The organism is Pseudomonas sp. WT-JTC (assembly GCF_056711565.1).
Map to the genome: position 1 here is coordinate 2,920,764 of NZ_CM160042.1, position 19,220 is coordinate 2,939,983.

Sequence of the window (19,220 nt, forward strand, 5' to 3'; positions counted from 1 at the left end):
ACCTCACACAATGCCAGTGGCGTAGAAGGTGCCGATCACCACGAAAACCGCCAGGGTCTTGATCAGCGTAATACAGAAAATGTCTTTATAAGCCTCGCGGTGGGTCAGCCCGGTGACGGCCAACAGGGTAATCACCGCGCCGTTGTGCGGCAGGGTGTCCATGCCGCCGCTGGCCATCGCGGCGACCCGGTGCAGCACTTCCAGCGGAATGTTCGCAGCATGGGCGGCGCTGATGAACTGCTCGGACATCGCCGCCAGCGCGATGCTCATGCCACCCGAGGCGGAACCGGTGATACCAGCCAGCAGGGTCACGGTAATGGCTTCGTTGACCAGTGGGTTGGGAATGCTCTTGAGCCAGTCGGCCAGCACCAGAAAGCCGGGCAGGGACGCGATCACGGCACCGAAACCGTATTCCGAGGCGGTGTTCATGGCCGCCAGCAGCGCACCGCTGACCGCGCTTTTACTGCCTTCGGCGAGTTTGCGGCTGATCGCCTTGTAGCCGAACGCCAGCACCATGAGGATGCCCACCAACAGCGCGGCCTGGACCGCCCAGATCGCCGTGAGCTTGGCGATTTCCGTGGTCACCGGCACGGCCATGCCCGGCAACGCGAGGCTGTGGGTCTTGCCGTACCACTGGGGAATCCACTGGGTGAACAGCAGGTTCATGATGCCCACTGCCAGCAGCGGAGACAGGGCGATCCAGGGATTGGGCAGTTTGATGTCGGCGGCGGTTTCCGGTTCGTTGCGCAGGTCCGAACCATAGCCCTCACCGGTACGCTGGGCCTTGTTGCGCTGGCGCTGGAGAAACAGCATGCCGGCGCAGAACACGAAGATCGTGCCGATCACGCCCAGCCACGGTGCAGCCCAGGCAGTGGTGTTGAAGAAGGTGCTGGGGATGATGTTCTGGATCTGCGGCGTGCCAGGCAGGGCGTCCATGGTGAACGAGAAGGCGCCGAGGGCAATGGTCGCCGGAATCAGCCGCTTGGGGATGTTGCTCTGGCGGAACATTTCGGCGGCAAACGGATAGACCGCGAACACCACCACAAACAACGATACGCCGCCGTAGGTCAGCAGGGCGCAGACCAGCACGATCACCAGCATCGCCTGGCGGGTGCCGAGCAAGCGAATCGCGGCCGCGACGATGGAGCGTGAGAAGCCGGACAGTTCAATCAACTTGCCGAACACCGCACCGAGCAGGAACACCGGGAAATACAGCTTGATGAAACCGACCATTTTTTCCATGAACACCCCGGTGAAAGCGGGGGCGACGGCGGACGGGTCAGTCAGCAGGACAGCGCCGAGGGCGGCAATCGGGGCAAAAAGGATAACGCTATAGCCACGGTAGGCAGCCAGCATCAGCAGCGCGAGGGCTGCCAAGGCAATGATCACACTCATGGTGTGTCTCCTGGTTTGTTATTTTTGTAGGGTGAAACTTGACAGGAGAGGCGTATAGCGAGTTTTGTGCCAGATGCTTAACTTGTTGAAATATAAGGATATATTTTGATCTGGTTGATGCTGTAAGGAAATATTGTCTCTGTATTGAGACCTTTTTCGGTAGTGCCGGCCTCTTCGCGAGCAAGCCCGCTCCCACAGTTGACCGAGTTGGCCAGTGGAACACCCTATCCTGTAGGAGCGAGCTTGCTCGCGATGGACGTTCTATAAAAGGAGATATATGTCTCTTTAGTGAGACTCTGCAATTCCCAAAGCCACCATCTTTTTGTACAACGTCGACCGACCCAACCCCAACCGCGCCGCTGCATCAATCACCTTGCCCCCACATTGCGCGAGGGTCGTTTCGATCAGTTGCCGGTCAAACCGCTCCCGCGCCGCACTGAACGTCTCGTGGGCAATCGGTTCGATGGCCAATGGCGCCACGCGCTCCACCGGGGTGAACGTACCAATCGCTGCACGGATGTCCGCCACCGTCAGGCGCAAGTCATCACTGAGCAAAGCGGCCCGTTCCAGCACATTGCGCAGTTCCCGGATGTTCCCCGGCCAGGCGTGTTGCCCCAACAGTTCCAGGGCTTCGTGGTGCAGTTCATGCTGGCTGCGCAGCTCCTCAAGAATCGCCTCGCTGAGCGCCGGCACGTCATCGAGGCGATCGCGCAGGGGCGGAACCTGGATCGGCAACACATTGAGTCGGTAATACAGGTCGGCGCGGAATTCGCCACGCTTGATGGCCGCCTCGAGGTCCGTGGAGGTCGCGGCGATCACCCGCACATCGCTCTGGATCACCTCGTTGGAGCCCACCGGCTCGAATTCCTTTTCCTGCAATACCCGCAGCAGCTTGCTTTGCAGGGGCAGCGGCATGTCGCCGATTTCATCGAGGAACAACGTGCCGCCCTGGGCGATTTGCAGTTTGCCAGCACGGCCCTTGCGGTCGGCACCGGTATACGCGCCGGGGGCGGTGCCGAAGAATTCGGCTTCCAGCAACGATTCAGGAATCGCCGCGCTGTTGATGCTCACGAACGCCTTGTGCGCACGGGGCGAGGCGTTGTGGATGGCCTGGGCCAGCAACTCCTTGCCGGTACCGGTTTCGCCGAGCAGCAGCACCGGCGATTCGGTACTCGCACTGCGCCGGGCGCGACGTTTGACTTCCAGGCTGGCGGCACTGGTGCCGATGAAGTGGGCGAAGTTGTATTTGGTCTGTCGCGCCCGCAGCAGCGAGCGGGTGGAAGCCAGTTCTTCCTGCATGCTCATGTAGCGCTTGAGCATCGGCGACAGGCTGCGCAATTCGTCGAACAGGGCGAAACCGATGGCGCCGATCACCACGCCGGCATCGTCGTGAATCGGCAGGCGCATGACCACCAGCGGCTCTTTGGGGGTGTCTTGCATATCCAGCAAAATCGGCCGGCCGGTGCGCACCACCTCACGCAACAGGCTGCCGGGGATCACGCTTTCGCAGGGTTTGCCAATCGCAACTTCCGCCGATTGCAGGCCAAAGCGCCGGGCATAGCGCTCGTTCATCCAGACGATGTTGGCATCGCGGTCGACAATCACCGTGCCCTCGCTCGATTGCTCGATGATCTCGAACAACGAGCGGATTGCCAGCAAGCGAACGCGCTGGTAGTCCTTGAGGCTTTCGGTGGTGTTCATGGGGGCTGATCCTGATTATGTATTGCCTGTGCTGGCCTCTTCGCGAGCAAGCCCGCTCCCACAGGGGATTTGTGCACGACACAGATCAATTGTGGGAGCGGGCTTGCTCGCGAAGGCCGCGATGCGGTCTAACGGCAAGATTATGCCTGCCCCAACAACGCCGCCGCCAACAGCTCCTTGGTGTACGGATGCTGCGGTGAGGCAAACACCTCATGGCTGGCGCCGCGTTCCACCACTTTGCCGTCCTTGACCACGATCATGTCGTGGGCCAGGGCGCGCACCACCGCCAGGTCATGGCTGATGAACAGATAGGTCAAGCCGTGTTTTTCCTGAAGCTGGCGGAGCAGGGCGACCACCTGTTTCTGCACCGTGCGGTCCAGCGCCGAGGTCGGTTCGTCGAGCAGGATCAGCGCCGGCTTCAGCACCAGCGCCCGGGCGATGGCGATGCGCTGGCGCTGTCCACCGGAGAATTCGTGGGGATAGCGATGGCGGCTTTGCGGGTCGAGGCCGACTTCGCTCAGTGCCCGGATCACTTCGGCATTGCATTCTTCAGCGCTCAACTGGCTGTGCACTTCCAGGCCCTCGCTGATGATCTGCGCTACCGACATGCGCGGACTGAGGCTGCCGAAGGGGTCCTGGAACACCACCTGCATCTTCTTGCGCCATGGGCGTAGCTGCTTTTGCGTCAGGCCATCCAGCGCCTGGCCTTGAAAGCGGATGCTGCCTTCGGAGTCGAGCAAACGCAGGATCGCCTGGCCGAGTGTGGACTTGCCGGAACCGGATTCGCCGACAATGCCCAGGGTCTTGCCACGTTGAATGTTCAGGCTGATGCCATCGACGGCCCGCAGCCAGGTCTTGCGCTGAAACAGGCCTCCACCGACGGGAAACCGCACCTGCAGGTTATCCACCTCCAGCACGTTTTCGCGCGCGTCCCGGGGCAAGGCCTGGCCCTCGGGTTCGGCGTGCAGCAATACGCAGCTGTAAGGGTGCTTCGGCTCGGTGAAAAGGATCTCGCAAGGCGCCTGCTCGACGATTTCCCCGGCCTTCATCACGCACACGCGCTGGGCGATGCTGCGCACCAGATTGAGGTCATGGCTGATCAGCAGCAGCGACATGCCCAGCCGCTGTTGCAGGGATTTGAGCAACAGCAGGATCTTGCGCTGCACCGTCACGTCCAGCGCGGTGGTCGGCTCGTCGGCAATCAGCAGTTCCGGTTCGCACGCCAGGGCCATGGCGATCATCACCCGCTGGCGCTGGCCGCCGGACAATTGATGGGGATAGGCCTTGAGGCGTTCTTCGGGTTTCTGGATGCCCACCAGGTGCAGCAATTCAAGGATCCGCGCTTGCGCGGCTTTGCCCGCCAGGCCTTTGTGTACCAGCAAGGTTTCACCGATCTGCTTTTCGATGCTGTGCAGCGGGTTGAGGGAGGTCATCGGCTCCTGGAAAATCATCGCTATGCGATTGCCGCGCAGTTGTCGCAACTTGCCGGTATCGGCGCCCACCAGTTCCTGGCCGCGATAGCGAATGCTGCCGGTTGTCTCGGTGTCGGTTTGCGGCAGCAACTGGAGGATCGAGTGGGCCGTCACTGACTTGCCCGACCCCGATTCGCCCACCAGCGCCAGGCATTCGCCGGGGCGGATGTCCAGGCACAGATTGCGCACCACGGCCTGCCCGCTGAAGGCCACGCTGAGGTCACGGATTTCGATCAGGTTGGTCATATCAACATCCACATCATGACCGGGGATCAAACGCGTCGCGCAGTGCTTCGCCAATGAACACCAGTAAAGAAAGAATCAGCGCCAGGGTGAAGAACGCCGTCAGGCCCAGCCACGGCGCCTGCAGGTTTTGCTTGCCCTGACCGATCAGTTCACCCAGGGACGCGCTGCCGGCAGGCATGCCGAAGCCGAGGAAGTCCAGCGCGGTCAGGGTGGAAATCGCTCCGGTGAGAATGAACGGCAAGTAGCTCAAGGTCGCGTTCATCGCGTTGGGCAGAATGTGTCGCACGATGACTTTGCGGTCAGTCAGGCCCAGTGCGCGTGCGGCCTTGACGTATTCCAGGTTGCGCCCGCGCAGGAACTCCGCGCGCACCACGTCCACCAGGGCCAGCCATGAAAACAGCGCCATGATTCCCAGCAGCCACCAGAAATTCGGCTCGACGAAGCCCGACAGGATGATCAGCAGGTACAGCACTGGTAACCCCGACCACACCTCCAGCAGACGCTGGCCAAGCAAATCCACCCAGCCGCCGTAATAGCCTTGCAGTGCCCCGGCCGCGATGCCGATCAGGGCACTGACAAACGTCAGCATCAAGGCAAACAGGATCGACACCCGGGCACCGAAGATCACCCGGGCCAGCACGTCCCGTGCCTGGTCGTCGGTGCCCAGCCAATTGACGCTGGAGGGCGGACTGGGGGCGGGTTTGTTCAGGTCGTAGTTAGGGGTGTCATCACTGAACGGAATCGGCGGAAACAGCAACCAGCCACCGTCCTTCTTGATCAGCTTCTGTACATAGTCGCTGCGGTAGTCGGCCTGAAACGGCAGTTGCCCGCCGAACTCCTGTTCGGTGTGGCGCTTGAAGACCGGGAAGTACCACTGGCCTTGATAGCTGACCAATAACGGTTTGTCATTGGCGATCAGCTCGCCGCCCAGGGTCATCAGGAACAGGCCGACAAACAGCCAGAGCGACCACCAGCCCCGACGGTTTTTCTTGAATCGCTCGAAACGGCGACGCGCCAGCGGTGAAAGCTTGAGCATCAGCCGTTCCTCGCGGCGAAGTCGATACGCGGGTCGACCAGGGTGTAGCAGAGGTCGCCGACCAGTTTTATCAGAAGGCCGAACAGGGTGAAGATGAACAACGAGCCGAACACCACCGGATAGTCCCGTGATACCGCCGCTTCGTAGCTCATGCGGCCCAGGCCGTCGAGGGAGAAGATCACTTCGATCAGCAGGGAACCGGCAAAAAAGACACTGATGAACGCCTGGGGAATGCCCGACACCACCAGCAGCATGGCGTTGCGGAATACGTGTCCATAGAGCACACGTCGTTCACTCAAACCCTTGGCCCGGGCAGTGACCACGTACTGGCGGGTGATTTCATTGAGGAACGAGTTCTTGGTGAGGATGGTCAGTGTGGCGAAACCGCCGATCACCAGCGCGGTCACCGGTAACACCAGATGCCAGAAGTAGTCGGCCACTTTGCCAACGGTCGACAGCGATTCGAAGTTGTCCGAGACCAACCCGCGGACCGGAAACCAGTTCAGCGAAGTGCCACCGGCAAAGACCACGATCAGGAACATCGCAAACAGGAACGCCGGCATGGCATAGCCGATGATGATCGCGGTACTGCTCCAGATGTCGAATTGGCTGCCATGGTGCACGGCCTTGCGGATGCCCAGGGGAATCGACACCAGGTAGGTGATCAGCGTCGCCCAGAGCCCGAGGGAAATGGTCACGGGCATTTTTTCGAGGATCAGGTCGGTGACGGTGGCGCCGCGGAAGAAACTCTTGCCGAAGTCCAGGCGCGCGTAGCTGGTGAGCATCAGCCAGAGGCGTTCGTGTGCCGGTTTATCGAAGCCGTACTGTTTTTCAATGTCCTTGATCAGCTGCGGATCGAGCCCGCGACTGGCCCGGGACTTGCCGCTCATGGTTTCGCCGGAGCCGCCGCCGACCGCAGCGCCGCCAATGCCTTGCAGGTGCGCTATGGCCTGTTCGACCGGCCCGCCCGGCGCGGCCTGGACGATGACAAAGTTGACCAGAAGAATGATCACCAGCGTCGGAATGATCAGCAGCAGGCGCCGTAATATGTAAGCCCACATCAGTGCGGCCCTCCGGGTTTGCCACGGCTGATACGCTCGGCGGTCATCTGTTGGTTGGTCAATGGCGTGGTGCTCATCTCCCACCAGCTTTCGATGGCTTCGTCATTGCTCGCTTGCACGTTCGGGATGCCGAAGCGGTTCCACCACACTGTAGAGGTTCCCGGCGGGTAGTAGTTGGGAATCCAGTAGTAGTTCCATTGCAGCACCCGGTCCAGGGCGTGGGCGTAATGCAGCATGTCGGCCTGGGTATTGGCGCGGATCAGCCCGGTGATCAGAGTGTCCACTGCCGGGTTCTTCAACACCATGTAATTGTTTGATCCCGGGTCGGTGGCCGCCGCCGAACTGAAATAGTTGAGCAGTTCGTTTCCCGGAGACGTGGTGACCGGGTAGCCGGTGACGATCATGTCGTAGTCGCGGCTCATCAGGCGATTGACGTACTGGGACGAGTCGATTCGGCGGATGTTCAGGTCGATGCCAATCTGTTTCAACGTGCGTTTATAGGGCAACAGCAGGCGGTCCATGCCGTTCTGACTGACCAGGAACGTAAAACTCAAAGGCTCGCCGTCGGCATTGACCAGTTGATCGCCTTTGGGTTTCCAGCCGGCCTGTTCGAGCAAGTCCAGGGCCTGCAACTGCTTGTCGCGAATCACGCCGCTGCCATCGGTCTTCGGCGCCTCGAACACTTTAGTGAAGACTTCGTCGGGAATCTGCCCGCGCAGCGGTTCGAGAATCGCCAGCTCACCCGCGTCCGGCAGTTTGCGGGCAGCAAGATCAGTATTGGAGAAAAAGCTCTGCTGGCGGATGTACATGTCGCGCATCATCTGCCGGTTGCTCCACTCGAAGTCCCACAGCATCACCAGGGCCTGGCGCACGCGACGGTCCTGGAACATGGGCTTTTGCAGATTGAACACAAAACCCTGGGCCGGCTGCGGCGCTTCGGTGGCGAGGTGGGCCTTTTGCAGGCGACCGTCGCTCAGGGCCGGGCTGTCGTAGCCGATGGAATAGCTGGTGGCGGAAAATTCGCGATTGTAGTCATAGGCGCCACCGCGCAGGACCTGGCGCGCCACGTCGGTATCGCCGAAGTACTCGATGCTGAAATGATCGAAGTTGTACAGGCCACGGCTGACCGGCAGGTCTTTACCCCACCAGTCGGGATTGCGCTCGAACGTGATGCTGCGCCCGGAATCGATCTTGCCGACTTTATAGGGACCGCTGCCCAACGGTGCTTCATAGCCGCCGCCACTGGCGAAGTCGCGGGTCTTCCACCAGTGTTCGGGAAACACCGGCAGGGTCGCGATATCCAGCGGCAGGGTGCGATTTTCGCTGTTCCTGAAATCAAAGCGGATGGTTAGCGGCGATTCCACTTCGACGCCTTTGACGTCGGCGAACTGGGTGCGGTAACGCAGGCTGCCCTGGGTCATCAGCAGGTCGAAGGTGTAGCGCACGTCTTCGGCGGTAATCGGTTTGCCATCGGCAAAGCGCGCCTTGGGGTTGAGGTAAAAACGTAGCGACAGGCCGTCCCCGGAGCGCTCCATTTTCTCTGCCACCAGGCCGTACACGGTGTACGGCTCGTCCAGCGAGCGCTGGGCCAGCGGTGAATAGAGCAAGCCGTCGATCTGTGTGACGCCGATGCCTTTGTCGATGTAAGGCAAGACATGGTCGAACTGACCGATTTCGATTGCCGAGCGCCGCATCGTGCCGCCCTTGGGGGCCTGCGGGTTGGTGTAGGCGAAATGACTGAAGCCGGCAGGGTATTTTGCCGGTTCGCCGTACACGGTCATTGCCGGTTGCGGTGCTGCATTCACACCCGCGGCACCCGACAACAGGGCCACGGTCGTGAACAACAAGGTAGTGAAAGCCAGTCGCATTTTCAGCCTTAGAGCCGGGTGGTCGTTAACCACAATTTGTACGCTAGCGGCGCGTCCCTCGCCAGCCGAATTACGTGTCGGAAACACAACGGCCCACCAAAAGGCGGGCCGTTGTGTGAATGGCTCAAGCGTCGATCAGTCCTGACGGCTGGTCACTTCCAGCAGGTGGTAACCGAACTGGGTCTTGACCGGGCCCTGGACCACGTTGATCGGCGCGCTGAAGACCACGGTGTCGAATTCCTTGACCATCTGGCCCGGACCGAACGAACCCAGGTCACCGCCCTGGCGGCTGGAAGGGCAGGTGGAGTTTGCCTTGGCAACCTCGGCGAAGTCGGCGCCGGCCTCGATTTGAGCCTTGAGTTCGTTGCACTTGGCTTCCGAGGCAACAAGGATGTGACGGGCAGTGGCTTTAGCCATGGGAAAATACTCCTTTCAATACTCGATAAAGTGCTGAGCCTACCGGATTCAGTGAGCTATTTCTCCTCAAAGTTCCGTTCCACGCGGGATCCACGGCGGGTGACGCCTCAAAGACCGGCGTCTTTCAGTCGCCCGGCATGCTGGACATACAATTCAATCGGGTCGACTCCCGTGCGCAACTGGCCGGTCGGTTGGCCAATGGTGTCCAGATGATCCAGCGCATAGTCGGACCGGATGACCGTGCCCAGATGGGAACTGAAGCGACCGACCAAACCGTCGTTCTGCTCGCCTTCCGTGACGAAATAAACGGAAAGGGCCCGACACAGGGCATGGAGCGGATCGAGCGCATAGAGTCCTTCTTCGAGAACATTCGACTGCAGCACGCCGCTCCACGAGTAGTAACGAACACCGTTGACCCGTTCGCGCCCCTTGCCACCCCAAGTGGTCGGCAGGCCTTGCGGGTACTTGTCGTTGAATGCGCTTACGCCTTCGGTGGTCAGCGCATTGAGGGCCGCAATGGCACTCCGCGGTTGGTACTGATTGTCGCTTAATGTCGCGAGGAAGTCGGCGAAGACGGTCACCACCGTCTCGGCCACATGTTCCGGAAGGCAGCCCGGCGTCAAAGCCTTGCGCAGGAAATCGGCCAGTTCCGAGCCATGGTTCGGCCCGCTGACTGAAGTCACCGACGCGACCCTGTTTGGCGCAATCGCTGCGGCATAACGTGCAGTCAGTGCGCCCTGGCCATGGCCTATGAGGTTGACTTTGCTTGCACCGGTTCCTTCCAGTACCCGCTCGATCTGCGTGAGTAATTGGTCACCGCGTACCTCGTTGTCATGGGCGGCCGACAAATGGGGAACGAACACCCTTGCTCCGGCGTTCCTCAGCGCCTGCCTGATGTCGTGAAAGAGCTCGAACTTGCCGATTCTTTCGAAACCGAAAAGGCCGTGGACCAGCAGTAACGGATAACAAGTGTTTGCATTCCTTTGCATATTCATACCTCAACGCAGAAGTTCATTGGGACTGCATGGCGTTTCACTCTAAAACACTCGAGGTTGGTGTGATGTATGAATAGTCCGCCGAAGCTTGCGAAAAGCGGAATAGAACAGGTACGAATGCTTAAGAGTGGTTGAGGCATTAGTCGGAATGGTTTGACGACTTTTCGCGGCAATCCGCTTGCTACTGATCAAAGACCTACTTCGGATATATCTTTTTTCCAGGCGAGCCGGAGCGAGGGGCTGACATCACTACTGTTGACCGTGAGATTAAATTGTCGTCATCCAACGCCGACCACCTGTTCGGCGTTCATTCCAGGGACTGGAGCGAATGAATGACTGTTTATGAACCCGATACCTTGAGTCTCGCGCAGCAACCTTTACCACTTCCCATACTTGAACAGGCGGAAAACGGCGTTCTGAACCCCGCTGACAGAAAAGCCGTCATCAGGGTTTTGCCTTATCCAGGCATGACCTGCGGCGACAAGTTGCTATTGCATTGGGCGGGGCTGGACGCCGATGGCCTTGCCTGCAATCTTCAGGTGGCACGCTTTGTCAGTGAGGACCGGGTCGGCGAGGACATGATCTTCACTGTGGGCAGCGCACTTATCGTGGCGCTTGACGGTGGCTCACTCGAAATCAGTTACTCACTCATGAGCAGCTGTTTTACGGAGCCTGTGAATTCCCATCGTTTGCAACTGTGCGTAGGTGATGTGCAATCGGACCTGTTGCCTGCGACGGTGAACGATACGATGGGTAGAACGCTTGATCCGGGTCGGGTGGAGGAAGGGGCGATCGTCACGATCAAACCCTATGCGCGCATGGCGGCAGGCGACTGGGTGTTGCTGTCCTGGGCTGGCGTTTCGATCGAAGGAAGTTTCAGTGACGCACTCAAGGTCGAGTCCTTTTCCGTGGGGGACGAACTGTCGTTTTGGGTGAGCCCGGAGTACATTGCGGCCAACCTGGGCTCCCGGGTTTCCGTCGACTATTGCGTCAAGCAAGCAGGGCATGGTCCCCGTTACTCTGAAGTAACGACACTGATGATCTGCAAGCCGGGGCGGGGGGCACTGCCAGCGCCCACTGTGCTGGAAGCAGACGAAGGTTGGGTGGATCTGCTTGATGCACAGGATGGCGTGACCATCGTCATCGAAAACCCCAGGGCTCAAAAAGGGGAGCTGGTTTACCTGAAATGTGACGGGGAGAGCTTCAATCACTGTGACGACCGCGAAATAACCAGAGACACGGCCGGCGAACCGTTGGTGTTCATAGTTCCCTACCGCTTCTGGATTGAGCATCGAGATTCTGCGATCCGTGTTTCCTATTCTGTCGAACGCCTTGATGACACTTGCCAGCATTCCGGGGCGACGCTGGTGAAGGTGCAGTCCCTGATGGGGCATTGATTGCCATTTGCCCTCCAGTCTTCGAATGAAGGCCGGAGGGCGGATGGATGATGCCGACTATCAGGCGTTGCCTTGCGCTCGCAGCCGATCTGCCGCTTCAAGCAACAGTTGTTCTGTTCCGGCCCAACCGAGGCAGCCATCGGTCACTGACACACCGTATTGCAATGACGAGCTCAACGGCTGGCAGCCCTCGAACAAATGGCTTTCGATCATCATGCCAATCAGCGAACGATCACCTTGCATACGTTGTTCAAGCACATCGTTGAACACGGCCGGCTGGCGCAACGGGTTTTTACCACTGTTGGCGTGACTGCAGTCGACCATGATACGAGCCGGAATCCTGAGCCTGGACAGGTCGCTGTTCACCTGCGCGACGCTGGCTCTGTCGTAGTTCGGTCCGCGATGGCCGCCGCGCAATACCAGGTGAGTGTCCGCATTGCCGGGGGTTTGAATGATCGCCGGGTGTCCCTGGCTATCGATACCGAAATGACGATGGGGGTGGGCCGCGGAGCGCATGGCGTCACTGGCGACAGCGACACCTCCGTCAGTCCCGTTCTTGAACCCTACAGGCATGCCCAGGCCGCTGGCCATTTCCCGATGGATCTGCGACTCCGTCGTCCGGGCGCCAATCGCCACCCAGCTCAACAGATCATCGAAGTAACCTGCCGCCATCGGTTGCAGCAGTTCAGTGGCCACGGGCAGGCCCAGGCGGAGCATTTCGCGCATCAGCTCGCGGGACAGCGTCAGGCCGGCGGCCATGTCATCGCTGCCATCCAGATGCGGGTCGTAGGCCAGGCCTTTCCAGCCAACCGTGGTACGGGGTTTTTCGACGTAGGCGCGCATCACCAGCAGCATCTGGTCGCTGACTTCGGCGGCGAGGCGGGCAAGGTTGCCGGCGTATTCGATGGCTGATTTCGGATCGTGTATCGAGCATGGGCCGACGATGACCAGCAGACGGGAATCTTCACCGTTGAGGATCGCCCGAACCGCTTGGCGGTGGGCGGCGACTTGCTGGATCAGGGCGTTGCCGAGGGGCAATTGCTGTTTGAGTTGCAATGAGCTGGGCAGGCGCAGGGTCAGCGCTTCATTGGCAGGGCTCAAGGTGGACAGCGGCAGTGCAGAGACGGACGAATTCATATTCAAGGCTTCCTGGGCTGGTGGCGGGTTCATGCCCGCGCGCTCGGCCCTACTGGGGTGTTCGACAATTGGCCAGATTGGCTGCGTGTGTGTGCTTGCCACCTGTGGGTGACCGATCGGAGGCGGCAGGCTGTCCCGAGCGGAGGGTGGTAAATCGCCAGGCGGTAAAACTGTCGTAACGGTAATAGGTGGCGTAGTTCATGTTCTGAATCCTCTGAATGACTGATGTGTCGCTAAAAGTGATGGGGCTGAAAAAACAAAACCCCCGGTCGGGAGGCCGACCGGGGGTTGAGAATTCTCTGGTGGCGACCCGTTTAAAGTGGGCGCCGTGTGGGTATCAGGCGCGCCAGTGGCTAAACCAATACCCAAAATAAAAGCTGACCGGAGCACAACCGTTGTTCACCCGGGCAGCCGCAACCGAGCGCAAGGCGCTGGCGGTACGAAGCTGCAAGAGAGTGTTGAACATGGTCTGTCTCCGATGGATGGACCGAGCTTACTAGAGGCCGGTACGCAGATTCAATCAGAAAATGCTATCGGCCAACGACGGCGCTTTCTATCACTTGAGTGCTCCGAAGGTTGTGACACACTCTGCACCTCAACAACAAACATATCGTCACAAGGACGCACCATGACCGTACTGACCCTCTCCGTGGAGCTGGAATGATGGAACGCCAATGGCGTCCGGCAACACCGGATGACCTGGAATTCGCCCGCGAACTGACCTGTAGAGGCATGCTGCGTTACTACATCGAGCATGATCTGTTGTGGCAGGACGAAGCGTTCGACGTGGCCTGGGCAGGACGAGACAACCGATTGATTGCAAGGGGCGACAATGTCCTGGGTTATGTCAGCCTGAGTCGTGATGCCAGAGCCTTGTATATCCGCGAATTGCATATCGTCGAAGCGTTTCGTGGGCAGGGCACAGGATCCTGGGCGATCGATCAGGTACTGGCTCTCGCGCGTAAGGAGCGGCGCCCGGCGTTGCGCCTGACGGTTTTCCAAAACAACCCGGCGCAAGTGCTGTACGAGCGCAAGGGACTGAGGGTGGCAGGCAAGGACGAATGTTTCCTGAGGATGCAGCTGGAGATCCCGGGCCCGCATTGCTGAAACACGCTTGCAACAAGCCTTTCAAGATGAATTGAAACTTTTAATCTGACGCTTTCCGCTAGGTCTGCCAGATGCTTTTTGCTAAGGTGTCTGGCAACCGAATAAGACCATATCGCGAGGTGTCTGCTTGATTAGGGTTCTAGTAGTCGATGACCATGATCTCGTTCGTACAGGCATTACACGAATGCTGGCTGACATCGATGGCCTGCAAGTAGTCGGCCAGGCCGAGTCGGGTGAAGAATCCCTGCTCAAGGCGCGTGAGCTGAAGCCCGATGTGGTGTTGATGGACGTCAAGATGCCGGGTATCGGCGGGCTCGAAGCCACTCGCAAATTGCTGCGCAGCCATCCGGATATCAAGGTCGTCGCGGTGACCGTGTGTGAAGAGGACCCGTTTCCTACACGGCTGTTGCAAGCCGGTGCGGCAGGGTACCTGACCAAAGGGGCAGGCTTGCCGGAAATGGTCCAGGCCATCCGCCTGGTGTTCGCCGGGCAACGTTACATCAGCCCGCAGATTGCCCAGCAGCTGGCGATCAAGTCATTCCAGCCCACCAACGATTCACCTTTCGATGCATTATCGGAGCGGGAAATCCAGATCGCGCTGATGATCGTCGGTTGCCAGAAAGTACAGATCATTTCCGACAAATTGTGCCTGTCCCCGAAAACCGTGAACACCTACCGTTACCGCATCTTCGAAAAGCTTTCGATCAGCAGTGATGTCGAGTTGACGCTGTTGGCGGTTCGACATGGCATGGTCGACGCCAGCCTCTGAAAATGACCGACACCTTTGATCCGAGCGCCTTTCTGTCGACCGTTAGCGGCCGCCCCGGCGTGTACCGCATGTTCGACAGCGAAGCGCGGTTGCTCTATGTCGGCAAGGCGAAAAACCTCAAGAATCGCCTGTCGAGCTACTTTCGCAAGACCGGGCTTGCCCCCAAGACCGCCGCACTGGTAGCGCGAATCGCCCAGGTCGAAACCACGATCACGGCCAACGAAACCGAAGCCTTGCTGCTTGAGCAGACGCTGATCAAGGAATGGCGCCCCCCCTACAACATCCTGCTGCGCGACGATAAGTCCTACCCTTACGTCTATCTCTCCGACGGAGAGTTTCCACGCCTGAGCATTCACCGCGGCGCGAAAAAGGCCAAGGGCAAGTATTTCGGTCCTTACCCGAGCGCCGGTGCGATCCGCGAAAGCCTGAGCCTGCTGCAAAAGACGTTTTTCGTTCGGCAATGCGAAGACAGTTATTACAAGAACCGAACCCGTCCCTGCCTGCAATACCAGATCAAACGTTGTAAGGCGCCCTGCGTCGGGCTGGTCGAACCCCAGGTGTATGCCGAGGATGTGCGTCACTCGGTGATGTTTCTTGAGGGGCGCAGCAATGCCCTGACTGACGAGTTGTCCGCCGGGATGGAAGAGGCGGCAATAAATCTCGAGTTCGAACGAGCAGCCGAGTTGCGGGATCAGATTGCGTTGCTGCGCCGGGTTCAGGATCAACAGAGCATGGAAGGCGGAACCGGAGACGTCGATGTGATTGCTGCCTTCGTCAACCCGGGCGGTGCCTGTGTTCACTTGATCAGCGTGCGGGGCGGGCGGGTACTGGGCAGCAAGAACTTCTTCCCTCAGGTTGGTATTGAGGAAGACGTTTCCGAAGTCATGGCCGCGTTTCTCGGCCAATATTTCATCAGCAGTCCTGAGCGCGACTTGCCGAGCGAACTGATCGTCAATGTGGTTCACGATGACTTTCCAACACTGATCGCCGCCATCGACGAGCTGCGCGGTCGTGAACTGACCATCAGCCATCGCGTGCGTGGTACGCGGGCGCGTTGGCAGCAATTGGCGGTGACCAATGCCGAGCAGGCACTGAGTGCGCGCCTGGCGAATCGTCAGCACATTACGGCACGCTTCGATGCGCTGGCAGAGGTGCTGAAGCTGGATGAGCCGCCGCAACGACTTGAGTGCTACGACATCAGTCATTCCAGTGGCGAGGCGACGGTGGCGTCCTGCGTGGTCTTCGGCCCCGAGGGCCCGATCAAGGCCGATTACCGTCGGTACAACATCGAGGGCGTTACCGCCGGTGATGATTACGCGGCGATGCATCAGGCGTTGACCCGACGCTTCAGCAAGCTGAAGGACGGGGAGGGCAAGTTGCCGGACATCCTGCTGGTCGATGGCGGTAAAGGCCAGTTGTCCATGGCCCGCGATGTGCTCGATGAATTGGCCGTACCTGATCTGATTCTGCTGGGCGTGGCAAAAGGCGCGACGCGCAAGGCCGGTTTCGAAACCCTGTACCTGAACGACGCTGCACATGAGTTCACGTTGCGCGGCGATTCTCCCGCGTTGCACCTGATCCAGCAGATTCGCGACGAAGCACACCGATTTGCCATCACCGGGCACCGCGCCCGACGTGGAAAAACCCGTCGGACGTCTACACTGGAAGGCGTCGCCGGCGTTGGACCAACACGTCGGCGGGATTTGTTGAAACATTTTGGTGGATTGCAGGAGCTGTCTCGTGCAAGCATCGAAGAAATTGCCAAAGCCCCCGGGATCAGTAAAAAGCTCGCAGAGTTGATTTATGCAAATCTGCACAGCGAGTAGAATGCCCCCTCACCTCGTAGCCAGTTGTGCCGATGAATATCCCTAATCTGATTACCGTTCTACGCGTTCTGCTCATACCGATCTTCATTTTGCTGTTCTACCTGCCTTACCAATGGAGCTACCTGGCATCCGCCTCGGTCTTCGCATTCGCTGCCGCCACCGACTGGCTGGATGGGTACCTGGCCCGCCGCCTGGAACAAAGCACACCGTTCGGGGCTTTTCTCGATCCGGTTGCCGACAAGCTGATGGTGGCGGTTGCACTGGTACTGTTGGTGCAGGAACACGGAAACCTGTGGCTCACGTTGCCTGCCGCCGTGATCATCGGTCGCGAGATCGTCGTCTCGGCACTGCGCGAATGGATGGCCGAACTGGGCGCTCGTGCCCACGTCGCTGTGTCGAACCTGGGCAAATGGAAAACCGCCGCGCAAATGCTGGCGCTGGTGATCCTGCTGGCCAATTCCAAGGATTTCAGTTTCTGGGTCTTGCTGGGCTACACCTTGCTGATGGTGTCGGCTGGCCTGACTTTGTGGTCGATGGTCCAGTACCTGCGGGCTGCCTGGCCACATCTGAAGACCGACGTTGAAAAGAAATAAAACTTTTTTGAATCAAAGGGTTGACGGGGCTTCTGGATTCTATAGAATGCGCCACACCAAGACGCGGGAATAGCTCAGTTGGTAGAGCACGACCTTGCCAAGGTCGGGGTCGCGAGTTCGAGTCTCGTTTCCCGCTCCAAGTTTGTACGCATTTGATGTCGCGCTACTAGACACCAAATGTTTTGAGGCCGAGTAGCAAAATGGTTATGCAGCGGATTGCAAATCCGCCTACGCCGGTTCGATTCCGACCTCGGCCTCCACTAATAAACAAGCTCCGTAGATCTTTGATTTACGGAGCTTTTTTATTTGCAGTAGCCTGCAAGATTTAGTCTTGAAAAGGGTATTTGCGAACTTGCTTCACCGGGGCGGGATGTATATATTTCCACCTCTGCTGCACAGGCGTCAGAATTGCCAGATCGTTATTTGGCAGAGCCTGGACGCTTCACCGCGCTACCGCCCGAATGGCGAAACTGGTAGACGCATGGGACTTAAAATCCCCCGCTCGTAAGGGCGTGCCGGTTCGATTCCGGCTTCGGGCACCATGAATATCAAGGGCTTGCGTGAGATACCTCATTCAGGCCCTTAGTTTTTTTGCCGAACGCCCTATTTTGTAGATTTCACCTTCTTCCCCTTGCGGTTGCGGATGTATTGCTCAGTCATCACGACAGTGGTTTGACCAAGCTGGTCCATTACTTCCCGAATGTTGCCGGTTGAATCAGAAATAGCCCCGTCCGCGGATCGAAGCGGCGCACAAAGTGAACGTGCCTGGAATCGAAGGGCTGATTGCTGACCCCGGGCCCTCTGATCACCTCGAAGCTGTTTATCCGGTGGATCAGTACGAAGTGCCGGTTATCCATTGGTACGAAATGCTGGTTATCTATTAGTACGAAGTGCCGGTTATCCATTGGTACGAAATGCCGGTTGTTCATTGGTACGAAATGCCGGTTGCCCATTTGTACGAAATGCCGGTTTCCCATTGGCACGAAATGCCGGTTTCCCATATGAAACGAGCCACTGTGGAAATGGTGGAATTGCCCGCATTGCTGTGGCTGCCCACTGACCAGAACGGCCGGGTGAGGATTTTGACCTAGGCCGCCACTGCTGATTGCCTCCAGCGAGAGGCTACTTGCCAGAAGCCCCGCGACCAGGAGCAGGAGCTGCTTGAAGATACGCATAGCGCTACCTCCGACGGTCCCCCAACACTAAATTATAGTTCGTCATGGACCCCGGCCTGACCCTGGCCCTGGCGCTGAAGTAGGCAGCTAGTCAGACGGTGGTCCTTATTTCTTTGCATCGCAAAATCAAAAGTCTGCCCCGCAACTCATCCCGTTCTACATCCGAATGTCTGCAACAGGCACTTACAAAGCAGTCCCTCAATAAGGGTGACGCCACCAGGAAAGATGTCTTCTGAGGTTTTTGCCTGCAACTGCCTGACTCAGGCGCCTTGCAGTAAACGGAGGGCACCTTATGCCCTTGTTTTTGAGGATGATGAATGAAACAAGGACAAGTTTTACTGTTGGCTTTGTTGGTTACTTTTTTGACAGGTTGCACGACTACACCACCAAGGGATCAAGGCAATCTCTGCAGCATTTACCGTGAGTATCCCGACTGGTATGAGGACTCGCTAGAGATGCAGAGTGAATATGGGACGCCTCTGCATGTGGCCATGGCGATCATGAAGCAGGAAAGCAGCTTCGTGGCTGACGCATTGCCGCCTCGTGACTACCTGCTCTGGGTGATCCCCTGGGGGCGGGTCAGCTCGGCTTACGGTTATGCGCAGGCTCAGGATCCGGTGTGGGGCGAGTACAAGAACGATACTGCCAACGGCGGTTCGCGTGACAGCTTCGACGACGCGATCATGTTTATCGGTTGGTACACCACTGGCACTCAGCGTCAGCTCGGAATCTCCAAATGGGACACCTACAATCAGTACCTGGCTTATCACGAGGGGCGTGGGGGCTTTAGCCGCAATTCCTATCGCAGTAAACCGTGGCTGATGCAGGTTGCCCAGAAAGTGCAAAAGCAGTCAGAGATTTACAACGCCCAACTCAAGCAGTGTCGCCAGGAACTGGAAGATGATCGTGGTGGGTGGTTTTAGCGCGGTAAAAAGTGACGGCCCCGACGAGAGTTCGTACGACCGGACTGGATGCGTCGATCTGGACTTTTGATGTGTTTGACAGGCCTGTCGGGCGTCAACTAA

At 58.7% G+C, this 19,220-nt stretch carries 16 protein-coding genes and 3 tRNA genes; 9 read left to right on the plus strand and 10 right to left on the minus strand.

The window, feature by feature from the left end; all coding sequences use genetic code 11:
• Positions 1-3 precede the first annotated feature (3 nt).
• The 8 genes from AC06G5_RS13405 to AC06G5_RS13440 all read right to left on the minus strand — a co-directional run bounded on the left by AC06G5_RS13405 (position 4) and on the right by AC06G5_RS13440 (position 10,185).
• Positions 4-1,395 carry a GntP family permease gene (locus tag AC06G5_RS13405; RefSeq protein WP_413423492.1) on the minus strand — a complete coding sequence of 464 codons (1,392 nt, stop codon included), beginning with the start codon at positions 1,393-1,395 and terminating at the stop codon, positions 4-6.
• A gap of 285 nt (positions 1,396-1,680) precedes the next feature.
• Positions 1,681-3,096: a sigma-54 interaction domain-containing protein gene (locus AC06G5_RS13410; RefSeq protein WP_480459659.1), complete on the minus strand. Its 1,416-nt coding sequence runs from the start codon at positions 3,094-3,096 to the stop codon at positions 1,681-1,683.
• A gap of 140 nt (positions 3,097-3,236) precedes the next feature.
• The gene (locus AC06G5_RS13415) at positions 3,237-4,814 is read right to left on the minus strand and encodes an ABC transporter ATP-binding protein (protein ID WP_413423488.1); all 1,578 of its coding nucleotides are present in this window, start codon (positions 4,812-4,814) and stop codon (positions 3,237-3,239) included.
• Between the two features lie 13 nt (positions 4,815-4,827).
• On the minus strand, positions 4,828-5,850 hold the full coding sequence (locus tag AC06G5_RS13420; RefSeq protein WP_413423486.1) for an ABC transporter permease: 1,023 nt from the start codon (positions 5,848-5,850) through the stop codon (positions 4,828-4,830).
• Positions 5,850-6,911: a microcin C ABC transporter permease YejB gene (locus AC06G5_RS13425; protein ID WP_413705010.1), complete on the minus strand. Its 1,062-nt coding sequence runs from the start codon at positions 6,909-6,911 to the stop codon at positions 5,850-5,852. Before AC06G5_RS13425 ends, AC06G5_RS13420 begins: the two co-directional genes overlap by 1 nt.
• Positions 6,911-8,779 carry an extracellular solute-binding protein gene (locus tag AC06G5_RS13430; RefSeq protein WP_413423482.1) on the minus strand — a complete coding sequence of 623 codons (1,869 nt, stop codon included), beginning with the start codon at positions 8,777-8,779 and terminating at the stop codon, positions 6,911-6,913. Before AC06G5_RS13430 ends, AC06G5_RS13425 begins: the two co-directional genes overlap by 1 nt.
• Positions 8,780-8,914: 135 nt before the next feature.
• Complete coding sequence (locus AC06G5_RS13435) at positions 8,915-9,196, minus strand: peptidylprolyl isomerase (protein ID WP_007984657.1); 282 nt, start codon at positions 9,194-9,196, stop codon at positions 8,915-8,917.
• Positions 9,197-9,303: 107 nt separating this feature from the next.
• Complete coding sequence (locus AC06G5_RS13440; RefSeq protein WP_413423579.1) at positions 9,304-10,185, minus strand: esterase/lipase family protein; 882 nt, start codon at positions 10,183-10,185, stop codon at positions 9,304-9,306.
• A 338-nt stretch (positions 10,186-10,523) separates the two neighbouring features.
• Between AC06G5_RS13440 and AC06G5_RS13445 the strand changes: the two genes are divergently transcribed.
• Positions 10,524-11,588 carry a hypothetical protein gene (locus AC06G5_RS13445; protein ID WP_480459662.1) on the plus strand — a complete coding sequence of 355 codons (1,065 nt, stop codon included), beginning with the start codon at positions 10,524-10,526 and terminating at the stop codon, positions 11,586-11,588.
• A 60-nt stretch (positions 11,589-11,648) separates the two neighbouring features.
• Here AC06G5_RS13445 and AC06G5_RS13450 read toward each other — a convergent pair whose 3' ends face one another.
• Positions 11,649-12,725 carry a 3-deoxy-7-phosphoheptulonate synthase gene (locus AC06G5_RS13450; RefSeq protein WP_413705008.1) on the minus strand — a complete coding sequence of 359 codons (1,077 nt, stop codon included), beginning with the start codon at positions 12,723-12,725 and terminating at the stop codon, positions 11,649-11,651.
• A gap of 663 nt (positions 12,726-13,388) precedes the next feature.
• Here AC06G5_RS13450 and AC06G5_RS13455 point away from each other — a divergent pair.
• The 7 genes from AC06G5_RS13455 to AC06G5_RS13485 all read left to right on the plus strand — a co-directional run bounded on the left by AC06G5_RS13455 (position 13,389) and on the right by AC06G5_RS13485 (position 17,562).
• Complete coding sequence (locus AC06G5_RS13455) at positions 13,389-13,832, plus strand: GNAT family N-acetyltransferase (protein ID WP_413423577.1); 444 nt, start codon at positions 13,389-13,391, stop codon at positions 13,830-13,832.
• Positions 13,833-13,959: 127 nt separating this feature from the next.
• Positions 13,960-14,601, plus strand: a complete 642-nt coding sequence (gene gacA, locus AC06G5_RS13460) for a response regulator transcription factor GacA (protein ID WP_008015884.1) — start codon at positions 13,960-13,962, stop codon at positions 14,599-14,601.
• Between the two features lie 2 nt (positions 14,602-14,603).
• The gene (uvrC, locus tag AC06G5_RS13465) at positions 14,604-16,427 is read left to right on the plus strand and encodes an excinuclease ABC subunit UvrC (RefSeq protein WP_413705007.1); all 1,824 of its coding nucleotides are present in this window, start codon (positions 14,604-14,606) and stop codon (positions 16,425-16,427) included.
• A 32-nt stretch (positions 16,428-16,459) separates the two neighbouring features.
• Positions 16,460-17,020: a CDP-diacylglycerol--glycerol-3-phosphate 3-phosphatidyltransferase gene (pgsA, locus tag AC06G5_RS13470; RefSeq protein WP_008015882.1), complete on the plus strand. Its 561-nt coding sequence runs from the start codon at positions 16,460-16,462 to the stop codon at positions 17,018-17,020.
• A gap of 63 nt (positions 17,021-17,083) precedes the next feature.
• Positions 17,084-17,159, plus strand: a tRNA-Gly gene (locus AC06G5_RS13475).
• Between the two features lie 47 nt (positions 17,160-17,206).
• Positions 17,207-17,280, plus strand: a tRNA-Cys gene (locus AC06G5_RS13480).
• Positions 17,281-17,475: 195 nt separating this feature from the next.
• Positions 17,476-17,562, plus strand: a tRNA-Leu gene (locus tag AC06G5_RS13485).
• Between the two features lie 147 nt (positions 17,563-17,709).
• On the opposite strand, the gene AC06G5_RS13490 is transcribed toward AC06G5_RS13485, so the two are convergent.
• A complete protein-coding gene (locus AC06G5_RS13490) occupies positions 17,710-18,195 on the minus strand; it encodes a hypothetical protein (protein WP_480459663.1) in 486 nt (161 codons plus the stop codon).
• 317 nt (positions 18,196-18,512) lie between these two features.
• Here AC06G5_RS13490 and AC06G5_RS13495 point away from each other — a divergent pair, with 317 nt between their 5' ends.
• Positions 18,513-19,118 carry a transglycosylase SLT domain-containing protein gene (locus AC06G5_RS13495; protein WP_480459665.1) on the plus strand — a complete coding sequence of 202 codons (606 nt, stop codon included), beginning with the start codon at positions 18,513-18,515 and terminating at the stop codon, positions 19,116-19,118.
• Positions 19,119-19,220 lie beyond the last annotated feature (102 nt).

Bases quoted from the DNA above. Each gene is read 5' to 3' on its own strand.
- AC06G5_RS13405 (WP_413423492.1), bottom strand. From the start codon at position 1,395: ATGAGTGTGATCATTGCCTTGGCAGCCCTCGCGCTGCTGATGCTGGCT.
- AC06G5_RS13410 (WP_480459659.1), bottom strand. From the start codon at position 3,096: ATGAACACCACCGAAAGCCTCAAGGACTACCAGCGCGTTCGCTTGCTG.
- AC06G5_RS13415 (WP_413423488.1), bottom strand. From the start codon at position 4,814: ATGACCAACCTGATCGAAATCCGTGACCTCAGCGTGGCCTTCAGCGGG.
- AC06G5_RS13420 (WP_413423486.1), bottom strand. From the start codon at position 5,850: ATGCTCAAGCTTTCACCGCTGGCGCGTCGCCGTTTCGAGCGATTCAAG.
- AC06G5_RS13425 (WP_413705010.1), bottom strand. From the start codon at position 6,911: ATGTGGGCTTACATATTACGGCGCCTGCTGCTGATCATTCCGACGCTG.
- AC06G5_RS13430 (WP_413423482.1), bottom strand. From the start codon at position 8,779: ATGCGACTGGCTTTCACTACCTTGTTGTTCACGACCGTGGCCCTGTTG.
- AC06G5_RS13435 (WP_007984657.1), bottom strand. From the start codon at position 9,196: ATGGCTAAAGCCACTGCCCGTCACATCCTTGTTGCCTCGGAAGCCAAG.
- AC06G5_RS13440 (WP_413423579.1), bottom strand. From the start codon at position 10,185: ATGCAAAGGAATGCAAACACTTGTTATCCGTTACTGCTGGTCCACGGC.
- AC06G5_RS13445 (WP_480459662.1), top strand. From the start codon at position 10,524: ATGACTGTTTATGAACCCGATACCTTGAGTCTCGCGCAGCAACCTTTA.
- AC06G5_RS13450 (WP_413705008.1), bottom strand. From the start codon at position 12,725: ATGAATTCGTCCGTCTCTGCACTGCCGCTGTCCACCTTGAGCCCTGCC.
- AC06G5_RS13455 (WP_413423577.1), top strand. From the start codon at position 13,389: ATGGAACGCCAATGGCGTCCGGCAACACCGGATGACCTGGAATTCGCC.
- uvrC (WP_413705007.1), top strand. From the start codon at position 14,604: ATGACCGACACCTTTGATCCGAGCGCCTTTCTGTCGACCGTTAGCGGC.
- pgsA (WP_008015882.1), top strand. From the start codon at position 16,460: ATGAATATCCCTAATCTGATTACCGTTCTACGCGTTCTGCTCATACCG.
- AC06G5_RS13490 (WP_480459663.1), bottom strand. From the start codon at position 18,195: ATGCGTATCTTCAAGCAGCTCCTGCTCCTGGTCGCGGGGCTTCTGGCA.
- AC06G5_RS13495 (WP_480459665.1), top strand. From the start codon at position 18,513: ATGAAACAAGGACAAGTTTTACTGTTGGCTTTGTTGGTTACTTTTTTG.